Source organism: Ancrocorticia populi, from assembly GCF_003123745.1.
Lineage (GTDB): Bacteria > Actinomycetota > Actinomycetes > Actinomycetales > Actinomycetaceae > Ancrocorticia > Ancrocorticia populi.
In genome coordinates, this window is the sequence record NZ_QETB01000001.1 from 1004181 (window position 1) to 1024965 (window position 20785).

Here is a 20785-nt window from a genome sequence, read left to right on the forward strand (position 1 = left end):
GGGATTGCGTCAAACCTCGGGTAAGAGGTCCCCTTGTGAACTGCTGCTTAATCGTGAACGATTGAGTAGCACTTGCGCATGTGAAGGAGACCTTATGTCCGTTGATCTACCGATCGTTGCCGCGCCGATGGCTGGAGGGCCTTCGACTCCCGCACTCGTACGGGCCGTTGCCGAGGCAGGAGGCTTCGGATTTCTAGCGGGCGGATACAAGTCCCGTGAGTCCCTTGCGGCGGAGATTTCTCACGTGCGTGAGCATACTGAGCGCTTTGGTGTAAACCTGTTTGTGCCCAGCTCGGCTTCTGTTGATCGAACGGCCTTCCAGAACTATGCTCGTCACCTTCAGCCTGAGGCAGAGGCATACGGGATCCAGCTTGATCTCGAACCAGTGGCCGATGATGATCGCTGGGCCCAAAAGCTTGCCCTTCTCATCGAGCAACCTGTGCCCGTAGTGTCACTGACGTTTGCGCTCCCGGAACCGGCGGTGATCGCGGCACTGCAGCAGGCCGGTTCACGTGTCTTGATGACGGTCACGACGCCAACCGAGGCAAGACAGGCGGAAGCCGCGGGAGTCGATGGTCTCATCGTGCAGGGACCGCGTGCGGGCGGACACTCGGCAACATTTGATCCGCCCCGCCGCATAGAGGATATCTCAACGCAAGATCTGGTTCTCCAGGTGAGGGAGGGCACCGAGCTACCCATCATCGCGGCGGGCGGCGTCGATGGGCCAGCGGCCGTGAAGGAGCTTCTGGATGCCGGCGTTCAGGCCGTAGCAGTGGGCACCTTGCTTATGCGAACGGATGAGGCCGGAACCTCGGATATCCATCGGCGCGCACTCACTGATCCAGCCTTCACGGAGACTACTCTCACGCGTGCGTTCACCGGACGGCTCGCACGAGCCCTTCGAAATCACTTCATCGATTCCCATGACGCCTACGCCGTTGATGCATACCCGGCGGTGCATTATCTCACGAAGGATCTAAGGCAGGCCGCCGCAAAGGCCGGGGACGCTCAAGGGCTCCACCTGTGGGCAGGCACTGGCCACCGAAGCGCGCCTAGGGGACCCGCAGCGGACGTGATCCGCTGGTTAGGTGGGATTCGTGCCGAGCCACTCGCTAGACTTCCGGAATGAAAGCCAGCGTAGACCAACAGCTTCTGCTTCTTCGCCTAGAGCAGCTTGATACCGCGGAGCACGCGGCTCGGGCTGAGATGAGGCGATCAGCCCTGCCGCCGAATGCTAATGAAATGTACAAGCGGTACAAGAGCGAGGGCGTGGCACCTCTTGCCGAGGCACAAAAGGCACTTACGCGCTCCCTTGCTGTCTTAGGTAAGGCACAGCTAGATCTCGATAATCTCGCGAACAAGCTCGAGCGATACACCTCGGATCTCGCCATTCAGAAGAAGGAGAATCCGTACAGCGAGGCATTACGAAAGAAGATCGCGGCGGGCGAGGAGAGGCTGCCTCGGGCCCAGCGTTTTGTGGACCATCGAGAAGACGATGCCGCACGTGACCAAGCCCTTGTGGACGAGCGTCAGGCCATTGAGGAAGCCCTATGGGAGAGCATTCGTCCCTTTGACGAACAGATCGCGGCCCGGCGGCAATTCGGGGAGAACCGTGCAAAGCGACTCCACGCCTCGTTCTATCAGGTAAAGGCCCAGCTACCCTCAGAATTATTCGAAGAGTTCGAGCGGCTGCAATATCGCTATATGACACCGGCCGAGCGGGCCATAACGCACTTTCCAAAGTCCATCTGCGCCGTGGCTCCCCTCATCGAGGGCGCCTGCGGCAATTGCAAACAGGAGTTCAGTGTTCAGGCACCTGAAGATGAGCTTGTTTACTGCCCGGCGTGTGGATGCATGCTGGTGAGGGCGGTTCCACCGAAGATTGCCACCCCCGATACTGTTGAGCCAAATCCGCCGGATTGGACAACCGAGGTGTGGCTGCCCATCGGGCGGTGTATCGCTGTTATTGACGATGAAGTCCAAGGAACCTCGGCCCAACTATTGGTTAACGGCGATATTCACATCATTGACGAAGCCGCATATAACGCGTGGATAGGTCTGCAGAGGTTTCCGAGTAACTCGCTCTACGGCCCGACCACCGCGGAGATCTGCGCTCCCGATCTACCACTGCCGTCGGATTTGGCCGCGCTGCACAAGTTGGGTCTCGTCGTTACCTACAACCATGAGGACTTAACCAGCGTTAATCAGCTCGTTCAATCCCTTCGGCTCGTTCCGATGCAGGCGATGTCAGGAGCCGCCTTGGACAAACGCAAGTTTGAGTTCCAGACCGGGGACGCTCGCACGGCCACCGTACGCGGACCCGTTCGGGATGCAATCGGAGGTGCAGCGAAAGCGAGCAATATTGCCGAACTCTTTGACACCCGCTCGGTCCTCGCGCAGCGTGCCGATCGCAAACTCACCAAACCGGCGCTGATCGAGGAACTGCTGCGAGCACTCCCGGAGCTGATCAAAGTACGTGCCGTTACCCTCGACTACGCGCAGCCCTCAGTGTTCCGGACTGTAAGCGGAGGAGGTTCGTCGTCGGCAAATCTATTCGCCGTGGGCTATCCGATGGGTGAGCGGCCAGATCTGGTGTCCCACGTTTATACTGTGAGCCTCGGCGGCGAGGAAATCTCGCTCGGGAGGGGCAACCTTCCGTGGTATGAATGGCAGGGCATACGCCGTGGTAGTGGGGCAACGGACCTGGTTGGCCGGCTGATCGAACTGGGTGTGGTTGCTGGTCCGGCAACTGATGGTGAACTGTTTGAATTCGCGAGGAACTTCCAACTGAAGCCGCTGCAGGGCGTTGTGGCAACACCAGGTGTGGATCCCCATCACACCGCGCTAAGCCAATCGGCCGAGGATCGTGGCACGCCCGTATTTCTCTCGCAGGTTGAGTACTCGGTGTGGCGTGCCAGCCTCGCCGGGCAGTCTCTCCTAAGGGTTGCTCAGGCGCTCAAGATGGCGGATTCCGCGGATAAACTGAGGGAATTCCTCGCGCACGTACAGCACATCATGAGTCTGGACGCGGGTTATCTTGAGATGTCTAGCGCCGGTCAGCCGTGACGCGTCGCTTCGGCCAAGGTAGCCAATTGCCGTCGGGGCTGACACGCTTCAACGCCTTGAGCTGATCGCGGGCATTCTTCAGCACTGGCTTCGGTAAGTCCTTGGCTCGTGCCTGCTCGCCAGACCCGAGATGCCCATCGGCGGGGCCGAGCCAATATGAGGTAGTCTGACCCATACCTTTCACGAATCCGATACCGCGGCTGTAGCTAAATCTTGGAGGGCGAAGTCTGCTTACCTCTTCTGTGAAGGCGCCGTTCACGATGGCGAACGTTTCCCATTCGAGGTCATCTGCAAGATCCTCCCAACGTTCGTCGCAGCCGTCGCACGCGCACGCAGGAAAGTCCTTGTCTGTCCAACGGTTGCCATAGTTTATGACACGACCTGAGTTATCGCGGAACACCATCGGTTCAATATGCGGCCGCGAATACTCCTTCATGCCGCCAGTCTAGTGGGAATGGCCCCTGACCCGGTGATTTCCTCAGGTCAGAGGCCATTCCATTTGGTGCGCGAAGGGGGACTTGAACCCCCACACCCGAAGGTACTAGAACCTAAATCTAGCGCGTCTGCCAATTCCGCCACTCGCGCGTGACAACTCATAAAGTGTAGCCCAAACGCGCGGCTTATGAACAACCTCGCGGGTGTGACCTTAGCTATCGATACCCAGAATCTTGCGCAACCTGCCTACATGGCCGGTTGCCTTGACGTTGTATTGGGCAGAGGAGATCAAGCCGTCCTTGCCCACCACGAACGTGGAGCGGATAACGCCCTGCACGATCTTCCCGTAGTTCTTCTTCTCGCCGAAGGCTCCGTAGGCCTCCAGTACCTCGCGCTCCGGATCGGAAGCCAGCGGGAAGTTGAGATTGTCCCGGTCAACAAACTTCTGGAGCGACTCCACGGAATCTGGCGAAATGCCGATCACAGTGTAGCCGGCGCCCTTCAGGGAGTTCTCGGAATCGCGGAAATCGCAGGCTTCGGTGGTGCATCCGGGCGTCATGGCCTTGGGGTAGAAGTAGACAACAACGCCCTTGTCCGCCTTCTCAAGCTCTTCGGCTAGGCTCACGGAGCCGTCGATTGTCTGAAGCGTGAATTCTGGAGCGAGATCGCCCTCTTGCAGTTTTGCCATAGGACTATGGTAGTTGCTACCACGTCATCTTGCCGCCGCTGGAATCCTGATAGGCGATCCAGAAGAACGCAACCGCCAGCACGATTCCGATGATCATGGGCCAGAGACCCAGCGGGGTGGGGCATAGCAAGAGAACGGTTGCCGTTCCAGCCCCTAGGTACCAGACGTTGCGGTGCCAATGCCCGAAATACATGACGGCTAAGCCCACCGTCGCAAGTACGATGGACGCTATAAACTCGCGGCTGAATCCCGTTTGTCCAACGGCCACCCACCCAACGATTACCAACAAGGTGGAGTACGCAACCAGTGCGAGGGACAGCGGACGTACTGCTTTGTTCATGCCCCCAGCCTAATCCCCTGAGCGGTTCACTGGAGGAGAACTCGAGAAATCGGCATAACACCAGCTCCTCAGTAGCTGGCATTATTGGAGTATGAGTGAGATCGACTCGGCTGACATGGGACCGTGGCTTTCGCCTGAAGAACTCGAATTCGTCAGGCGGAAGGTGCCGATGGTCTATGTAGACGTTGTGCCTGTACGGCTGGACGAATATGGAAAGCTTGAGGCCATCGGCATGCTTCTGTGCGTGGATGGCGATACTATCCTTCGGTCGTTCCCCACGGGCCGGGTGCTGTTCCATGAGGGAGTTCGGGAGGCGCTTGTCCGACATATCGAGAAGGATCTCGGGGCAATGGCGCTACCTCAGATGCCATCGGCGATTGTCCCTTTCACTGTGACTGAGTACTTCCCAACGCCGGGCGCAGGATTCGTGGATCCCCGCCAGCACGCCGTTGCGTTAGCCTATATTGTCCCCATGCAGGGGGATTGCAATCCTGGATCGGATTCGCTTGAGTTCACCTGGTTCACTCCGGGGGATGCCCGCACGCCCGAACTGCAGGCAGAATTAAGCGAGGGCCATGCCGCGCTCTTGCGGCAGGCCCTCGCTAAAATAGGCGAACTGTAACTCAGTACAGGATGTGCGCCCAGGTGAAGCCAACCACGCACGAGGTGAACACGCAGATCAGCCCCGGAATGATGAAGCTGTGGTTGATCACGTACTTGCCGATGTGAGTGGTACCAGAACGATCGAACCCAATCGCGGCAAGATCGGACGGGTAGGTTGGCAGCAGGAAGTATCCGTACGATGCGCCAAAGAAGCCAATAACTGTCACCGGATCTACTCCGAGGCCGAGAGCAACGGGGACCATGGCAACCACGGCAGCGGCCTGAGAGTTCAGCAGCTTCGAAACGATAAACAGAGCGAGCGCGTAGGCCCAAGGCGCGGACTGAACCACGCTACCCAACCAGCTCTCGATCTCCTCGAGATGTGCACCGAAGAACGTCTCGCTCATCCACGCAACACCAAACACGCAGAAGATGGCGATCATTCCAGCCTTGAACACGCCCGATTCGGGAACGTCCTTCGCGTTAACCTTGCAGAACAGCAAGATGAGGGCACCAGCAAAGAGCATGATGATTTGAATCGTGAGGTTCATGGATAGCGGAGCAGTGCCGCCATCGCCATCATCGAACGCGGGGCGGAGCGACTCGAAGGCGCCAAGCACAACCACAACGGCGATCGCGATGAAGAAGATGGCGGTTGCCCGGTAGGCATCCTTGGAGGACTTCGTATCGAGAAGAGTGGTGTCTCCACCGTAGATGTACTCGCGTTGAACCGGATCGGCGATGCGCTTCTGGAACGCTTCGTCCTTGTCCAGATCCTTCCCACGGCGTAGGGACCATAGGGCGCCCAGCAACACGCCACACAGGGACGCGGGGATGGACACCGCGAGGATCTGAGGAATCGAGAAGGACCGATCAATCGTGCCAGCGTTCTCAGCAAGAATCGAGCTGAGGGACACAACCGCCACGGACACGGGCGAAGCCGTAATTCCCATTTGGGCGGACACGGAGGAGATGGCCATCGGGCGCTCCGGCCGAATGTTCTTCTTCAGAGAGATATCGGCGATAATCGGGAGCATCGTGTACACCACGTGGCCAGTTCCGCACAGCACCGTGAGGAACCACGTGACCAGTGGCCCGAGAATCGTGATCTGGTGGGGATGCTTACGCAGCAGCTTTTCCGCGAAACGCATCATGACGTCGAGGCCGCCAGAGGTCTGAAGTGTGGCAGCGCAGCCAATAACGGCCAGAATTGTGAGCATAACCTGAATTGGCGGCTCGCCGGGTACCAAGCGGAAGCCGAACACGAGGATTACGAGTCCGACACCGCCCATCAGGCCAAGGCTCATGCCTCCCTTGTGTGCTCCGACGAGCAAACAGGCAAGAACAATGAGGAATTGTACGGCCATCAAAAAGCCATCCATGGTGGTTCCTTAAACGTGTGAATACGTTGCATCATCTGATTCAACTCGTTCAGTGTATTCACAGGTTCACTGTGAGCATAAGGGTAGCAAGTCCTAAATTGACTCAGTCCACTCCCGATCTGCCCACATCGAGCCAGCCCCACACCCCAAAGGTCCCACGCCCCTAAGAGAACACGCGAGAGCGCACTACGTCCACGGGCATGGTCCGCCCGAACCAGATTTCCTCAGCGATAGCGGCCTGCCACAGGAGCATTCCCAACCCATCAATGGCAGTGGCACCGGCCTCCGCCGCGATTTTCAGCAGCTTCGTCTCGAGCGGGTGATAAACGGTGTCTACCACGGCCTGCCCGGCGTGGAGCCATTCACCCTGGACGTTGGACTGGTCTTCTAAGGGGGCCATGCCAACACGCGTTGCGTCCACTACCACGAGACTCTCGCCAATCTCCCGGGCCAGCACCTGTGTATCACCTAGGTCGTAAAGCTTCACATCAGCGCCAGTGCGTGAGGCCAAATCCCGAATGCGCTCCTCGGTTGCGTCAAAGAATTCGTCCCGTGCGTTGAACACAGAAATCTGGCCCACTCCATCAACGGCCGCTTGAGTAAACACAGCTGAGCCAGCCCCGCCGGCCCCAATCACGGTCATCTTCTTGCCCACCACGTCGAAGCCGGCCTCTGCAACAGAACGCAGAAGTCCGGCCCCGTCCGTGTTGTGCCCGATGAGCTTGCCATCTTCTACTGCGATCGTGTTGACGGCTCCCATGATCTCGGCCGCCGGAGAGAGCCCATCAAGATGTTCGATCACCGCGTTCTTACACGGCATGGTCACGTTGAGACCCCAGAGCCCGAGCGCTCGCGCACCGGCAATTGCATCGCCCACGGTCTCGGGCGTTGCTTCGGCCACTAAGTACACGGCATCGATCCCAAGTTCACCGAACGAGCAATTATGGATGGCGGGGGAGAGCGAATGCTCCACGGGAGAGCCGAGGAGTTCCACCAGCCCGGTGTGTCCGGAGATCTCTGCCATTACTTTTCCTTCCGGTTATCTTCATACAGTTCGTTGATGAGAGCACCGTAGCGCTCTAGAACCCGTTCGCGCTTCACCTTGAGCGAGGGCGTGAGAAGCCCGTTGTCCTCAGTAAAATCGCCGGGAACGATCGTAAATTTGCGGATCGATTCTGCCCGCGAAACCTGAGCGTTGGTCCGATCGATCGCGCGCTGGAGTGCGGCCAAAACCTCGGGGTCTCGCGCCGCCTCGTTCACGCCCATGGCCGGCAGTTCGTGGCTTGCCAGCCACCCGGGCAGCATCTCCGCGTCCACCGTGATGAGTGCGCCCACGAACGGGCGCTGATCGCCTACCACCACAACTTGCGAGACAAGCGGATGCCCGCGCAGCTTATCTTCTAGGACGGCCGGGGCCACGTTCTTACCGCCCGCGGTGACGATGAGTTCCTTTTGCCGCCCGGTGATCGTCAGGAATCCGTGTTTATCAATCGTCCCCACGTCTCCCGTACGGAACCAGCCATCGGCATCCAAAACCTCGGCGGTGGCTTCCGGATTGCGGTGATAGCCCGGCATGATGTGTGGGCCGGCCAAGTAAACCTCGCCAGTTTCCGAGAGCTTAACCGCGGTCCCGGGAATCGGCTGGCCCACAGTGCCCATAACGAAATGCCCGGGGCGGTTGGCCGTTGCGGGTCCCGTTGTTTCCGTGAGCCCGTATGCTTCGATCACGGTTAGGCCGATTCCGCGAAACACGTGCCCGAGTCGCTTACCCATTGGCGCACCAGCGGACACAGCGAAACGGCAATCCTTCCCGAGCAGTTCCGTGAGTTTGGACCAGACGAGCTTATTCGCAATGAGGCGCTCGGCCCTAAACACGAGGCCGTGGTGCTTACGCCGGGAGTTCTGTTCGGCAATCTTCATCGCCCAACGGAAAATCTTGAGCTTCGTGCCGCCGCCGGACTTTGCCTCCGCTGCGTTATACAGCTTCTCCATGACGCGGGGGACCACGAGCAGCGCCGTTGGCTTGAAAGTTCCGATGTCCGCGATAAGGTTTGCGGTTCCGCCCACATGCCCGATGCGTCCCTTCGAGCACAACCCGTAGAAGAACACGATCCGGGCCATGATATGGGCCAGAGGCAGGAACAAGAGAACACGCGTTCCGGGTTCGTTGATAAGCTCCCGCTCGGACTTCATGATCGTCAGCGTGGAGAACACGAAGTTTCCGTGGGTGAGCTCCACGCCCTTTGGCTGCCCGGTTGTTCCCGAGGTGTAGATAATGGTCGCGAGACTATCCGAGGTGAGCGCCGCCCGATACCCGTCCGCTACTGAGGGCTGCACATCGTTGCCGGCTTGGTATATGGAGGAGAGGCCGTCGTCGTCCAAAATAACCGTGCTCAACAGGCCTTCAGTACGTACGGATTCCACAAGTCCTGCGTGAGCCGCCGTATCCGTGATGACGAGTTTGACTTCGGAATCCTCGAGTATCCACCGGATTTGTTCGGCGGAGTCCGATTCGTAAATTGGGACGACGACGATACCTACGCTCAACGCCGCCACATCTATCAAGCTCCACTCGTATGATGTGGCCGCAAAGATGGCGAGCGAATCGCCCGGGCGTAGTCCAAGGCCAATGAGGCCGCGTGAGATCCGGTGCGCGTCCGTGTGGAACTCGGAGATCGTGACGGGAAGCCATCGTGAGCCGAAGCGAGACTTCTTCTCAATACACACATCGTCCGGTCGGTTCTTCAGGCGATGCTCAATCATCCACGGAATGGTCTTATGCGGTTCGAGCGTGACAGTGGCGGCTTCGCGCCAGGGGTCTTTCACGGTGCCTCCTTGTGATAGTCGCATGATGATCTTAGCGTGAAGTGACGTAGGCTTACGGCATGAAGATCGCACGCATCAGCTTAGATCAGGGACCTCGATACGCCATTCTTGACGAGGACACTCACCAATACCTCGTTCTAACCGACGATCCCATGTTCGGCAAAGTAGAAGTTTCCGGCCAGCGCATTGCCCAGGACGAGGCTCAGCTGCTTTCCCCGATGATCCCACGCTCGAAGGTTGTGGGATACATCGGGTCCTACGGGAGTGCTGGCACGATCGAGGATCTGGACATGTTTCTTAAGCCCAACACCGCAGTGATTGGCCCGGACGATCCAGTGATCCTGCCATCGTGGGCACAAACCGTTCGGCACGAACCCGAGCTGGCCGTTGTGATTTCCCGGGCGTGTAAGGATATTCCTGCTTCGCGCGCGAGTGGCGTTATCTTTGGGTACACCGTTGCCAACGACGTGACGGCGGTTGCCGGGGACAAGGCGCGTGCTAAGGCCTTCGATACGGCGTTGCCTACCGGGCCGGTGATCGAGACCGATCTTGACGTGGCTGATCTGCACGTGGTTTCGCGAGTCAATGGCGAGGTTCGGCGCGAGGGGCGGACCAGTGAGCTGGCCTTTAGCGTGGACGAGCTAGTGGCCTACGCCTCCACCATTTTCACTCTGCTTCCGGGCGACATCATCCTCACCGGCGCGCCCGCCGGCGTTGGAGAGATTGAGGCGGGGGACTCCGTTGAGGTTGAGGTTGAGGGGATTGGCGTGGTGGCCAACCCCGTGATGCGCCGGGGTTAACCTAGCGCCGCCTCGATGCGATCCAGCGCCTCGGTGAGAACCGGCAGCGGCGTGGCGAAGATGATGCGAGCGAAGTTTGAGTAGTTCGCTCCGCACAGCCGTCCCTCGGTGAGAGCCACTTTGGCGTTCTCGCGGAGGAACTCGGCTGGACTCTGATCTCCAAATGCTCCCCGCTGGGCAAGCTCGGTGAAGTCCAGTAGCCCGATGTAGGTGCCTTCGAGCGGGGAGATGGAGACTCCGTCCCATCCGGCAACACGCTCTTCCAACACGTCGCGGTTGATTCGCAGGTAATCGCGTACCTCGTCGTTCCAATCCTGCGACTGGGTGAAGCAGACGCCAGTGGCTCGCACGCCAACGGTGGAGGTGGGTTCGGAGGCCGCATGAGCGAGCGGCTGGAACGCGTTCCAATCTTCCTCATTGTTAAAGATCAACTGTGCGCACTTCAGCCCCGGGATGTTCCAGCCCTTGGTTGAAGAAATCGCGGTGATCGTGTGGCTAGGGGCCTGCTCGGACACGGTCGCGAAAGGAATATAGGTACCGTCCAGAACGAGCGGAACATGGATGGCATCCTCGAACACGCGCGCCCCATGCTTAGTCACGATGGCGTCAAGCGCGGAAAGCTCATCGAAGGATAGGCAGCGGCCGGTTGGATTCCAGGGGTTACAGAGCACAACGGTCTCGGCTCCGGTAGCCAGAGCGGCGTCGATACCGTCCAGATCGAGGCGCCAATAGCCCTCTTCATCGCGGTTGGACGGCACTTCGATGATCTCGCGATCGAACTCCTTGGGGATCGTGAGGAACGGCATGTAGGCCGGAGTTGGCACTACGACGGCCGAACCGGGCGAGGAGAAGTGTTCGATCTGAATGCGTAGGCCCGCAAGCACCTCGGGCAGCAGGAGCATGTGATCCGGGTTGGGAGTCCAGTTGAACCGGCCTAACCATTCGGAGGTAGCTTCGAGGACGCGGCGGCCATCGGCCGGAGGAAGGTACCCGAAGGATCCTCGGTTGGCTTCCGCGATGAGGTAGTCACGGATCTCGTCGCTCACCCCGAAGTCCATTTCGGCCACCCACATGCCGATGGCGCCGGGGTACCTGCTCCACTTGTGGGAGCCTTCGGAGATGAGCTGCTCTAGAGAGCGTGAGGAGAAATCGTAAGCCATAGATTCATCCTATAGCTTGGAGCGAGGCCCCGTTGCCGGCAAAATACTCAACCACGGGCTCAACGCGATATCCTTAGGTAATCATGGCTATTACCACTGCATCGGGCTCAGACGTCCGCGTTCGCTTTTGTCCTTCTCCCACCGGCACACCCCACGTAGGTATGGTGCGTACGTGCCTGTTCAACTACGCGTACGCGCGGCACGTTGGTGGCACATTCGTATTCCGCATCGAGGATACGGATGCCGCGCGCGATTCCGTAGAATCCTTCGACCAGATTATCGAGTCCCTCAAGTGGCTCGGTCTGGACTGGGACGAGGGCGTCGGCATTGGCGGGCCCCATGGGCCGTACCGCCAGTCTGAGCGCTCGGACATCTATCAGGACGTCGCGGCGAAGCTGCTCGCAGGCGGTTACGCATACGAATCTTTCTCCACCCCCGAAGAGGTTGAGGCCCGTCACAAGGCGAAGGGCGAGGATCCCAAGCTTGGTTACGACGGCTACGATCGGGACCTCAGCGAGGACCAGAAGGCTGCCTTCCGCGCCGAGGGCCGCAAGCCGGTTTTGCGCATGCGCATGCCCGATGCGGACGTGACATTCGACGATCTGGTTCGCGGCGAGATCACGTTTAAGGTGGGATCCGTCCCCGATTATGTGATCGTGCGTGCTAACGGCGATCCTCTCTACACGCTCACCAATCCCGTGGATGACGCCATGATGGAGATCACCCACGTGCTGCGCGGAGAGGATCTGCTTTCTTCGACCCCGCGCCAGGTGGTGCTATACGCCGCGCTGGAGGAGCTTGGCGTTGCCAGCTTCACGCCGCGATTCGGCCACTTGCCCTACGTGATGGGCGAGGGCAACAAGAAGCTTTCCAAGCGCGATCCGAAGTCCAACCTCCTCATTCACCGCGAAAACGGCATGGTGCCCGAGGGCCTGCTCAACTACCTCGGGCTGCTCGGTTGGTCTATCGCCGCCGATCGGGACGTCTTCTCCAAGGAGGAGATGATTGAGGCGTTTGACATCGAGGATGTGAACCCGAACCCCGCTCGTTTCGATGAGAAGAAGTGCATCGCCATCAACGCGGACCACATCCGCCTATTGGACGAAGACGATTTCCGCGGGCGGCTGGTGCCCTATCTTCATCGCGAGGGTGTGGTTTCCGCGAGCACTTACTCGGACTTGCCCGAGGGCGAGCGCGCCATTCTTGACGCCGCCGCACCCTTGGCTCAAACCCGCATGCAGCTTTTGGGGGAGGCTCCCGATCTGATGCGCTTCCTGTTTATTGGGGCGGAAGGGATCGAGTACAACGAGAAGGCCATCTCCAAGCTGCGCGACACCGCGCCGACCGTGCTTGAGGCCGCCGCTGAGGTGTTTGAAGGGCTGCAGGAGTTTGACGCCGAGCACGTCAAGGCCGCCCTAGATGCCAAGCTCGTGGAGGAGATGGGCATCAAGCCCCGCTTCGCCTTCGGCCCGCTTTTCGTGGCGATGACGGGCACCAACGTGTCCCTGCCCGTGGTGGATTCCATCGCCATTTTGGGTAAGGACGAGGCCATTAAGCGTATTCGCCAGCTTCAGCCAAAGCTCGGGGAGTAGTGTTTCTTCGGCCCTTATATGCCGACGACGACGCCAACGTCCTCGCCGCCTTCTCCTCTAACCCGGCTATGGGCCGTTGCCCGCGCCGCTGGGTTCATCAAGGAAGGCACCGAGCGGGGCAAGTTTTTGATTGGCGGGCAACGCATCGACGTTGACACGTACGGCCGCCTGCGCACCGATCCGTTCCCGGACACGGCTCCGCTGGAAGTTCGGCAGTGGCGGTAGGCTAGCCCTTATGTTTGAGAGCCGATCTGCCGAAGAGCCAACGTTAGTCAGCGTCTCCGATTGCCTGGTTCGTCCCGGCATTATTCAGCGGGCATGGTTGGTTGAGCTCGCAAAGAATCTTGCGAGCCTGTCCTCAGCAGAGGAATGGGGAAGTGGTCTCGCTAATCTGCGGGCGTTTGATATAGGCATTGCTCAGGCAGCCAGTCCGGGCGGGATGATGGTGCTGACGTCCAACGAGGTGGGGGATGAGGATGAACCTGAAATTCCCGAGGAAATGCGCGCGCCCGAGACGCGGGAGGAGCTGGCGGAAAAGTGTGAGGCGGCGGGGTTTGCAACGATCGAATGGATTGTTGCGGCGTTCGATGCTCCGGATGGCGTGCTCGCCGAAGGCGAGACAACTACGGCTGTCCTCGCGCGCCTAGCCCAGCGATCCTTGAACGATGTCACGTGCGCGTACGCGTTCGGCAACTTCGAAAAGTACATCGTGCGCGATGTCTTTTGGGGCCCTGACGTCCGCGAACGCCTTGACCGGCTCTCCCTCCGAATCATCGAACTGCCCGGATTGGAGTGGCTCACCGAGGAGTTCGCTCCGGAAAACTATGGTTACCACTGGGTTTTGGAAGAGTCCGAGGCGCCCCTATTATCGCAAGCGAGGCCCGGTGAGAAGCTCCCGGCCTCCGCGGTGCAGATGTACAGTCCACGCCGTCTCACCAAAGAGCGGCGTACTTTCGATCGCCAAGTCAAGACGATCGAAAAGGAACTCGTAGACTTCCCGCGCATCATCGGTGTTGGCTGGGATGCAGTTTCCCAGTCTGCGCTGCGCCTCGTTCCGAGCTACCGAACCACCTCGCCAACGTGGTTTTATGGCGGTGAGGATGACGAGACCGATTGGGAAACTTGCGTATGTACGAATCAGGTTCTTGGCGACGACGCCGGAGACCTCTCCCTCTCATCCCTCACTCAAGCGGACCTGCCCAAGCGCCCCTACCGGATCGCCACGATTCACAGCGGGCAGGACTGGGTAGATCTGGTCCTCAAATACCCAATGATCGTGGTGCCAAACGGTGACACGCAGACCTTCGAAATGTGGAGCGGAACGGCTCATGGCACTTGGGTGGTACTTGATTGGGAGGCGTTGGCAGAGGATCTAGATGGCGTATACCTAAGCGTGCTCGGGGCGCTCGATGCCGCCTACGTGCCGTACGGTGTTAGCGTTGGCGGGCAGGAACTGTGGACGATGATGACGGGTTGGGTCCCGGGATCGGTCATGTGGGTGCGCGATCCATTGGCCGAGCTGTGACTCACGTATCAGCCTTTCCAGTTTGAAAGTCGAGGCGTGCAACGGTAGAGTTTCATGCTGTCGCCGATCGAGGTAGCGCCTCGAAAAGTGGCTAATCCCTTGGGGTATGGTGTAATTGGCAACACAACGGTTTCTGGTACCGTCATTCTAGGTTCGAGTCCTGGTACCCCAGCGAACAAGGTCATACTTGGTTCAGGCGCTTAGGCGCGAGAGCCCCCATCGTCTAGCGGCCTAGGACATCGCCCTCTCACGGCGGTAACACCGGTTCAAATCCGGTTGGGGGTACGAAGCTTCCAACTTATGTTGAAAGTAGCTAGGCCCCCATCGTCTAGCGGCCTAGGACATCGCCCTCTCACGGCGGTAACACCGGTTCAAATCCGGTTGGGGGTACCACGGTCCCGTGCGGTTACGCACGGGATTTTTTGCGTATTGGACAGCAGTGCCATTGCTCGTCACATGTACACCCGAAGTATTCCCCACCATCAGACGCTGCGTGAAAGAAATTGCTGCAAATTACTTGCAATCGGTGTGACCTCCGATATAGTAGTGACATCCAGCTCTGACAAATGTTTGTGAGAGTGTTGATAAATCACCATTAAGTGCGAAGGGGCATGAATGCAACAGATGAAACGAAAGTCTGGCAAACGCAGCATTTGGGGCAAAATCGTCGCTGGGGCTGCAAGTGTTGCAGTGGCGACGGCCGGGCTTATCTCAGGAATGCCCACCGCGCCAGCCGAGGCAAAGCTGGAAGCAGACAATGACGCGATCGCAGTGTTGTTCTCCTACCCATGGAACGATATTGCCGAACAGTGCGAGACCACACTCGGCCCTGCCGGCTACGGCTACGTGCAAACCTCACCGCCTCAAGAGCATATTCAGGGGGAGGCATGGTGGACGTACTACCAGCCGGTCTCCTACGATCTCAACTCGCGGCTCGGCACTGAGGCAGAGTTCCAAGACATGATCGGCCGCTGCAAGGACGCAGGCGTTGGCGTGATCGCCGACGTGGTGGTCAACCATATGTCGGGCCAACCCGAGGGCGGTAAGGGTTTTAATGGCACCAAATTCGAGTACGAGAATTACCCGGGCCTCTACGATCCTTCCGATTTCAACTCCTACAAGGGCGAAGGCGGGCCAGAGGAGCCTTGCTCTGAGAACATCGAGGATTACACGAACCGCTGGGAGGTCCAGACTTGCCGGCTCGTCGGCCTATCAGACCTGAATACCTCAAAGCCCGAAGTCCAAGACAAGATCGCGGGCTACATGAACGAACTCGCCGATATGGGCGTGGCGGGCTTCCGCGTGGACGCTGTGAAGCACATCCCGGCCACAGACATGGAGGAGATCTGGGGCAAGGTCAAGAACAACGATGACCTTTACATGGTCCAAGAGGTGATCCGCGGCGGCGGCGAGCCGATCGGCCCCGAGGAATACGCCAACATCGGCGATGTCCACGAGTTCGAATACGCCACCCAAATCCGCACGGCCTTTCAGAGCAATCAGGTGGGTGATCTCCTGAGCAAGGGTGGTATCGGAATCGGCTCGGACTGGGACATGCTAAACAGCGATCAGGCCGCAGTGTTCGTGGATAACCACGATACGGAGCGCAACGGCCAGACACTCTCCTATAAGGATGGCCGCACCTACGATCTGGCGCAGGCCTTCACTTTGGCGTGGAACTACAGCTCTCCCTCGATCCATTCGGGCTACGCGTTCACCGATTATGATGCGGGCCCGGCCCAAGACGCCGACGGCAAGGTCCTTTCGCCCTCCAAGGAAAACGGCTGGACCTTCAAGCATTCGCAGAACAACATCGCGAACATGGTGGGCTTCCACAATGAGGTCGCAGGCCAAGATGTGAACAATCAGTGGACGGACGAGGGCAACAACGCCATCGCCTTCGGCCGCGGCACCACTGGCTTCTTCGCCATGAATAACGGCGCCGAAGCACTCGACGTCACCCTCACAACCAACCTTGAAGACGGCATCTACTACAACGTCTTTGCTGCAACCCACAACAATGAAGACGACACGTGGACAGGCCCAACCGTCACGGTCAAGGACGGCAAGATCGCCGCCTCGATCGACGGCCAAAGCGCCATTGCTCTGTCCACAGATGCCATAGCGGACACTGAGTGCGCGGAAACATCCGCCCCGACCCAGCCCACCGGTCTCACGGGCACTGCAACCTACAGCTCGGTCAAGCTCTCGTGGAATGAATCCACCAACACTTGTGGTGGAATCACCTACCAGATTGAGCGCACGAACACCGCCACTGGCGAATCGGAAACTCTGACCGCACCTTCCGCCCAGCTGACGGACAAGAACCTTCCCGAATCCACCGAGTTCACTTACAAGGTCACGGCGAAGGACAAAGCCGGCCAGGTCTCGGCCGCCTCCGATCGATTCACGATCACAACGGCCGCAAAGCCCGAGGGAACCTACACCACGGTGTACCTCAAGGCCCCCACCGGTTGGACGAATGCCAACTTCCACTACTCCACAACGGGAGATAGTGGCTGGACAGACATGCCCGGTGTGGAGATGGATGCCTACGATGAGGTGCCCGGCTGGTTCGTGGTTGACGTCCTAACGGACGATGCCACCCAGATCGAAGCCAACTTCAACACCAACTCCGGCGGCGAATGGCTGAGCAAAGGAACGGGGAAGAACGGCAACTATCTGATCCCCGCTGGCGAAGGCCCACAGATGGTCAATGGTTCGAAGGTAACCGCGGGTACGCCTTCGTCCGATGAGACGGATCCCGGTACGGATGAATCGCGCTACGCCGTGGGCACCTTCCAGAAGGCTCTCGGCTGCGGGGATGATTGGGCCGCCGATTGTGAGGAAACAGCTCTGACCTACAACTCGGATTATGAGCTTTGGCTCGGCGAGCTCGATATTGCCGTGGGTGATCACGAGCTGAAGATCACTGATGGAACGTGGGATAACAGCTGGGGAACGCCCGCCGGAGACAACATCGCCTTCACGGCAACGGCCGATCCTACCCACATCATCCATTCGCCGGCTACGCACGAAACCGTTGCCGCCCCACAATCTGAGCTGTACACGGTTGCTGGCGATTGGCAAGGCGCCGTTGGCTGTGGCACCTGGGAGGAAAATTGTCTCGGATCGGTGATGTTCCCGCAAGATGATGGCACGTACCGCCTCACCACGGGCAATATCCCCGCAGGTAACTACGGATTCAAGGTGGTTAAGGGCTTTAACTGGGACACCTCGTGGGGAGACAATGGCGGTAACGTCACTTTCTCAACCAACGAAGGGGAAAATGTGACCTTCATTTTCGATCCCGCCACGAAGCAGGTTTCCGTCGAGGTCTCCAATCCGCCGCTGGCAGGCACGGGCGAATCCCGCGCGTACTGGATTGGCCCCGATACGATCGCTTGGCCCACCTCCTTGGGTGGTAGCGAGTTTGGTTTAGTTGGGAACGACGACGACGTGACGCTCACGCCGGACGATCTGACCGACGAGCAGAAGGCGTCATTCCCACGAATCAAGAGTGGTTATACCGCTCTGCGTGTGAGTACTGATGGAGATCTTGACGAAACGGTTCGCGAGATCCTCAAGGGCTCGGTCCAGATCGAGGCAACTGAAGACGGAGAGACGGTGGCTCAGACGGGCGCACAGATCGCCGGCGTGGTGGATGCCCTCTATCCGGGCGCTGCGGAGCGCGATCTCGGGCTGACTTGGGATGGAGATACCCCAACTCTCAGCGTGTGGGCACCCACGGCAACCGAGGTGACGCTTCAGCTCGAGGATCAAGAGATCGCCGCGGAGCGGGACGAAGATGGCGTGTGGATGGTAGTGGGAGAGCCCTCGTGGAAGGGCGCTGGCTACCTCTGGAACGTTGACGTATTCGTGCCGTCCCAGGGCGAAGTGGTAACTAACCAGGTGACAGATCCCTACTCGGTGGCACTCACAACCGATTCTAAGCAATCGGTGATCGCAGACCTCACCGATCCGGAGCTGTACCCGGAGGAGTGGAACAACAGCCCAGATGCTCCCGCCACACCGGCGGCAGAGACCATCTACGAGCTGCACGTGCGCGACTTCTCCATTGCCGATGAGACGGTTCCTGAGGATCTTCGTGGAACTTACAAGGCCTTCACGCAGAGCAACTCGGACGGCGTCAAGCACCTGACCGAGCTCTCGGACGCGGGAATGACCACAGTGCACCTTCTCCCGACCTTCGACATCGCAAGCTCGTCAATCCCGGAGTCTCGCGAAAACCAACTGGTACCGGAAATCGGAGGCGGGGATCCGTCGTCGGAAAATCAACAAGCAGCCGTGGCTGCCGTACAAGATGAGGATGGCTTCAACTGGGGCTACGATCCCTACCACTGGTCAACACCGGAAGGTTCGTACGCGACCAATGGCCATCAGGACGGTGCGGCGCGAACCCGCGAGTACCGCGACATGGTTTCGGCCCTGCACGGGATGGGGCTGCGTGTGGTAGCCGATCAGGTGTTTAACCACACCTCAGCGTCCGGACAGGCGGATGAGGCGGTTCTGGATCGGATCGTGCCAGGCTATTATCACAGGCTGGATGCCAAGGGTGCGATCGAGACCTCCACCTGCTGCCAGAACATCGCAACCGAGAACGTGATGGCCGGCAAGATGATGGTCGATTCCGTGGAATTGTGGGCCACCCAGTACGGCGTGGACGGATTCCGGTTCGATCTCATGGGGCATCACACCCTTCAGAACATGGTGGATATTCGGGAGATGCTGGACGGCCTGACTCTTGAGAAGGACGGCGTAAACGGTAAGGAGATCTATCTTTACGGTGAGGGCTGGGACTTCGGCGAGGTTGAAGGCGATGCTCTGTTCAAGCAGGCAACCCAGGCAAACATTGGCGGTACCGGTATCGGTGCGTTCAATGATCGGCTTCGCGATGCCGTGCGCGGGGGCGGCCCGTTCGATTCGGATCAGAGGACCTATCAGGGCTTCGGATCCGGGCTGTACACCGATCCTAATGAGGTGGCGGCGGAAACTGTGCCCGAGGATGAGCAGCTGGCCAGCCTCCTGCACCAGACTGATCTAGTGCGCATCGGGCTTGCCGGCAACGTCAAGGGCGTGCAGATTTCTGCGGGAGATGGCGAATTCGTCAACTCCGAGGAGATCGATTACAACGGGGTGCCTGCCGCCTACGCGCTGGATCCAGATGAGAACGTCAACTATGTGGATGCCCACGATAATGAGACGCTCTTCGATAACCTCGTGTGGAAGCTGCCCACAGACGCCACGATGGACACGCAGATTCGCATGAACACGCTGAGTCTGGCCACCGCAACGCTGGGGCAATCACCCTCGTTCTGGCACGCAGGAACGGACATGCTGCGCTCGAAGTCTCTGGACCGCGATTCATACAACTCCGGCGATCACTTCAACGCGATCGATTGGACGATGCAGACCAACGGGTACGCGAACGGCCTCCCGATGAAGGGCGTGAACGGCGAGAAGTGGCCGCTCATGACGCCACTCCTAGAGAACGCATCGAAGGTGCCTGCGCCTGAGGATATTGAGGCGGCGAACAAGATGTCGCTTGATCTGCTCAAGGTGCGCAGCTCGAGCCCGCTGTTCAGCTTGGGCAGTGGAGAGTTGGTCAAGGAGCGCGTCAGCTTCCCGAACGGTGGAGCCGGGGCAACGCCCGGGCTGCTCGTGATGCAGATTGATGATGCGGCTCCCGGGGTCATGGGTAAGGCTCTCGAGGCCAACGTGGATCTGGATGTCACGTTCAAGCAGGACATCGATCCGGATGTGGATCGTCTGGTCGTGGTGTTCAATTCCTCAGCAGATGCAATCACCGAGGAGCTGGACGGCCTGAGCGGGCACGATCTGCAGCTCTCGCCGGTTCAAGCGAACGGCTTCGATGAAGTTGTGAAGGAGACGGCGTGGGATTCGAAGACCGGGACGCTCACGATCCCGGCGCGTACCGTGGCGGTGCTCGTGGAGCCTGCCGCTGGGACGGAGCCAGGGCCAGACCCGACCGATCCGCCAACCACAGATCCGACGGAGGAGCCAACTGGAGAACCCACTGATGGGCCCACTACGGGACCGAGCGGAGAGCCTACGGACGGCACACCAGATCAGCCAACTACTGGCCCAAGCAATGGCGGTACGGATCAGCCGGGGAATGGCGCGACTGGTGGGGCAACCGCTGGCCCAGCGAATCCTGGCGATGACCTAGCCAATTCGGGAGCCAACGTGCTCGCGTTCGCAGGCCTCGCAGTTCTGCTGCTTGCGGCAGGTGGCCTTGCGCTCTATGGACGTAGGAGCCGAGCGTCGTAGCGGATCTCTCTAAGACGCCGCTGGGGGTAGGTAGTCACCTGTGGCGGGTGGCTGCC

At 59.3% G+C, this 20785-nt stretch carries 15 protein-coding genes and 4 tRNA genes; 11 read left to right on the forward strand and 8 right to left on the reverse strand.

Going from position 1 to position 20785, the window contains the following annotated elements:
• Positions 1-94: 94 nt before the first annotated feature.
• Both DD236_RS04670 and DD236_RS04675 read left to right on the forward strand, forming a co-directional pair.
• Positions 95-1129 (forward strand): nitronate monooxygenase, encoded by a 1035-nt coding sequence (locus tag DD236_RS04670; protein ID WP_109093169.1) that lies wholly within the window; start codon positions 95-97, stop codon positions 1127-1129.
• Positions 1126-3066: a hypothetical protein gene (locus DD236_RS04675; protein WP_109093170.1), complete on the forward strand. Its 1941-nt coding sequence runs from the start codon at positions 1126-1128 to the stop codon at positions 3064-3066. Before DD236_RS04670 ends, DD236_RS04675 begins: the two co-directional genes overlap by 4 nt.
• Here DD236_RS04675 and DD236_RS04680 read toward each other — a convergent pair.
• From DD236_RS04680 to DD236_RS04695, 4 genes are all read right to left on the reverse strand, one after another.
• The gene (locus tag DD236_RS04680) at positions 3047-3502 is read right to left on the reverse strand and encodes a DUF6226 family protein (RefSeq protein WP_133246056.1); all 456 of its coding nucleotides are present in this window, start codon (positions 3500-3502) and stop codon (positions 3047-3049) included. The two genes, DD236_RS04675 and DD236_RS04680, sit on opposite strands and share 20 nt — an antisense overlap.
• Positions 3503-3566: 64 nt before the next feature.
• Positions 3567-3651, reverse strand: a tRNA-Leu gene (locus DD236_RS04685).
• A gap of 61 nt (positions 3652-3712) precedes the next feature.
• Positions 3713-4189 carry a thioredoxin-dependent thiol peroxidase gene (bcp, locus tag DD236_RS04690; RefSeq protein WP_109093172.1) on the reverse strand — a complete coding sequence of 159 codons (477 nt, stop codon included), beginning with the start codon at positions 4187-4189 and terminating at the stop codon, positions 3713-3715.
• A 16-nt stretch (positions 4190-4205) separates the two neighbouring features.
• Complete coding sequence (locus DD236_RS04695; protein WP_109093173.1) at positions 4206-4529, reverse strand: hypothetical protein; 324 nt, start codon at positions 4527-4529, stop codon at positions 4206-4208.
• Positions 4530-4620: 91 nt separating this feature from the next.
• On the opposite strand from DD236_RS04695, the gene DD236_RS04700 reads away from it, so the two are divergent.
• Positions 4621-5151, forward strand: a complete 531-nt coding sequence (locus tag DD236_RS04700; RefSeq protein ID WP_109093174.1) for a DUF4916 domain-containing protein — start codon at positions 4621-4623, stop codon at positions 5149-5151.
• 1 nt (position 5152) lies between these two features.
• Here the strand turns inward: DD236_RS04700 and DD236_RS04705 are convergent, their stop codons facing one another.
• The 3 genes from DD236_RS04705 to DD236_RS04715 all read right to left on the reverse strand — a co-directional run bounded on the left by DD236_RS04705 (position 5153) and on the right by DD236_RS04715 (position 9340).
• Positions 5153-6514: an anaerobic C4-dicarboxylate transporter gene (locus tag DD236_RS04705; RefSeq protein ID WP_109093175.1), complete on the reverse strand. Its 1362-nt coding sequence runs from the start codon at positions 6512-6514 to the stop codon at positions 5153-5155.
• Between the two features lie 163 nt (positions 6515-6677).
• Entirely contained in the window at positions 6678-7538 is an 861-nt protein-coding gene (gene aroE, locus DD236_RS04710; protein WP_109093176.1) for a shikimate dehydrogenase, read from the reverse strand.
• On the reverse strand, positions 7538-9340 hold the full coding sequence (locus DD236_RS04715) for an AMP-dependent synthetase/ligase (protein WP_243409908.1): 1803 nt from the start codon (positions 9338-9340) through the stop codon (positions 7538-7540). Before DD236_RS04715 ends, aroE begins: the two co-directional genes overlap by 1 nt.
• Before the next feature lie 59 nt (positions 9341-9399).
• Here DD236_RS04715 and DD236_RS04720 point away from each other — a divergent pair, with 59 nt between their 5' ends.
• A complete protein-coding gene (locus DD236_RS04720) occupies positions 9400-10140 on the forward strand; it encodes a fumarylacetoacetate hydrolase family protein (protein WP_109093177.1) in 741 nt (246 codons plus the stop codon).
• Here DD236_RS04720 and DD236_RS04725 read toward each other — a convergent pair.
• A complete protein-coding gene (locus tag DD236_RS04725) occupies positions 10137-11300 on the reverse strand; it encodes a MalY/PatB family protein (protein ID WP_109093178.1) in 1164 nt (387 codons plus the stop codon). The genes DD236_RS04720 and DD236_RS04725 overlap by 4 nt on opposite strands.
• An 83-nt stretch (positions 11301-11383) precedes the next feature.
• On the opposite strand from DD236_RS04725, the gene gltX reads away from it, so the two are divergent.
• From gltX to pulA, 7 genes are all read left to right on the forward strand, one after another.
• The gene (gene gltX, locus DD236_RS04730) at positions 11384-12892 is read left to right on the forward strand and encodes a glutamate--tRNA ligase (protein WP_109093179.1); all 1509 of its coding nucleotides are present in this window, start codon (positions 11384-11386) and stop codon (positions 12890-12892) included.
• Between the two features lie 18 nt (positions 12893-12910).
• The gene (locus tag DD236_RS04735) at positions 12911-13117 is read left to right on the forward strand and encodes a GNAT family N-acetyltransferase (protein ID WP_243409909.1); all 207 of its coding nucleotides are present in this window, start codon (positions 12911-12913) and stop codon (positions 13115-13117) included.
• Positions 13118-13127: 10 nt separating this feature from the next.
• Positions 13128-14417 carry a hypothetical protein gene (locus DD236_RS04740; protein ID WP_109093180.1) on the forward strand — a complete coding sequence of 430 codons (1290 nt, stop codon included), beginning with the start codon at positions 13128-13130 and terminating at the stop codon, positions 14415-14417.
• 100 nt (positions 14418-14517) lie between these two features.
• Positions 14518-14589, forward strand: a tRNA-Gln gene (locus tag DD236_RS04745).
• 40 nt (positions 14590-14629) lie between these two features.
• A tRNA-Glu gene (locus DD236_RS04750) sits at positions 14630-14702 on the forward strand.
• Positions 14703-14734: 32 nt separating this feature from the next.
• A tRNA-Glu gene (locus DD236_RS04755) sits at positions 14735-14810 on the forward strand.
• Between the two features lie 222 nt (positions 14811-15032).
• Entirely contained in the window at positions 15033-20729 is a 5697-nt protein-coding gene (pulA, locus tag DD236_RS04760) for a pullulanase-type alpha-1,6-glucosidase (RefSeq protein WP_109093181.1), read from the forward strand.
• Positions 20730-20785 lie beyond the last annotated feature (56 nt).

Bases quoted from the DNA above. Each gene is read 5' to 3' on its own strand.
- DD236_RS04670 (WP_109093169.1), top strand. From the start codon at position 95: ATGTCCGTTGATCTACCGATCGTTGCCGCGCCGATGGCTGGAGGGCCT.
- DD236_RS04675 (WP_109093170.1), top strand. From the start codon at position 1,126: ATGAAAGCCAGCGTAGACCAACAGCTTCTGCTTCTTCGCCTAGAGCAG.
- DD236_RS04680 (WP_133246056.1), bottom strand. From the start codon at position 3,502: ATGAAGGAGTATTCGCGGCCGCATATTGAACCGATGGTGTTCCGCGAT.
- bcp (WP_109093172.1), bottom strand. From the start codon at position 4,189: ATGGCAAAACTGCAAGAGGGCGATCTCGCTCCAGAATTCACGCTTCAG.
- DD236_RS04695 (WP_109093173.1), bottom strand. From the start codon at position 4,529: ATGAACAAAGCAGTACGTCCGCTGTCCCTCGCACTGGTTGCGTACTCC.
- DD236_RS04700 (WP_109093174.1), top strand. From the start codon at position 4,621: ATGAGTGAGATCGACTCGGCTGACATGGGACCGTGGCTTTCGCCTGAA.
- DD236_RS04705 (WP_109093175.1), bottom strand. From the start codon at position 6,514: ATGGATGGCTTTTTGATGGCCGTACAATTCCTCATTGTTCTTGCCTGT.
- aroE (WP_109093176.1), bottom strand. From the start codon at position 7,538: ATGGCAGAGATCTCCGGACACACCGGGCTGGTGGAACTCCTCGGCTCT.
- DD236_RS04720 (WP_109093177.1), top strand. From the start codon at position 9,400: ATGAAGATCGCACGCATCAGCTTAGATCAGGGACCTCGATACGCCATT.
- DD236_RS04725 (WP_109093178.1), bottom strand. From the start codon at position 11,300: ATGGCTTACGATTTCTCCTCACGCTCTCTAGAGCAGCTCATCTCCGAA.
- gltX (WP_109093179.1), top strand. From the start codon at position 11,384: ATGGCTATTACCACTGCATCGGGCTCAGACGTCCGCGTTCGCTTTTGT.
- DD236_RS04735 (WP_243409909.1), top strand. From the start codon at position 12,911: ATGCCGACGACGACGCCAACGTCCTCGCCGCCTTCTCCTCTAACCCGG.
- DD236_RS04740 (WP_109093180.1), top strand. From the start codon at position 13,128: ATGTTTGAGAGCCGATCTGCCGAAGAGCCAACGTTAGTCAGCGTCTCC.
- pulA (WP_109093181.1), top strand. From the start codon at position 15,033: ATGCAACAGATGAAACGAAAGTCTGGCAAACGCAGCATTTGGGGCAAA.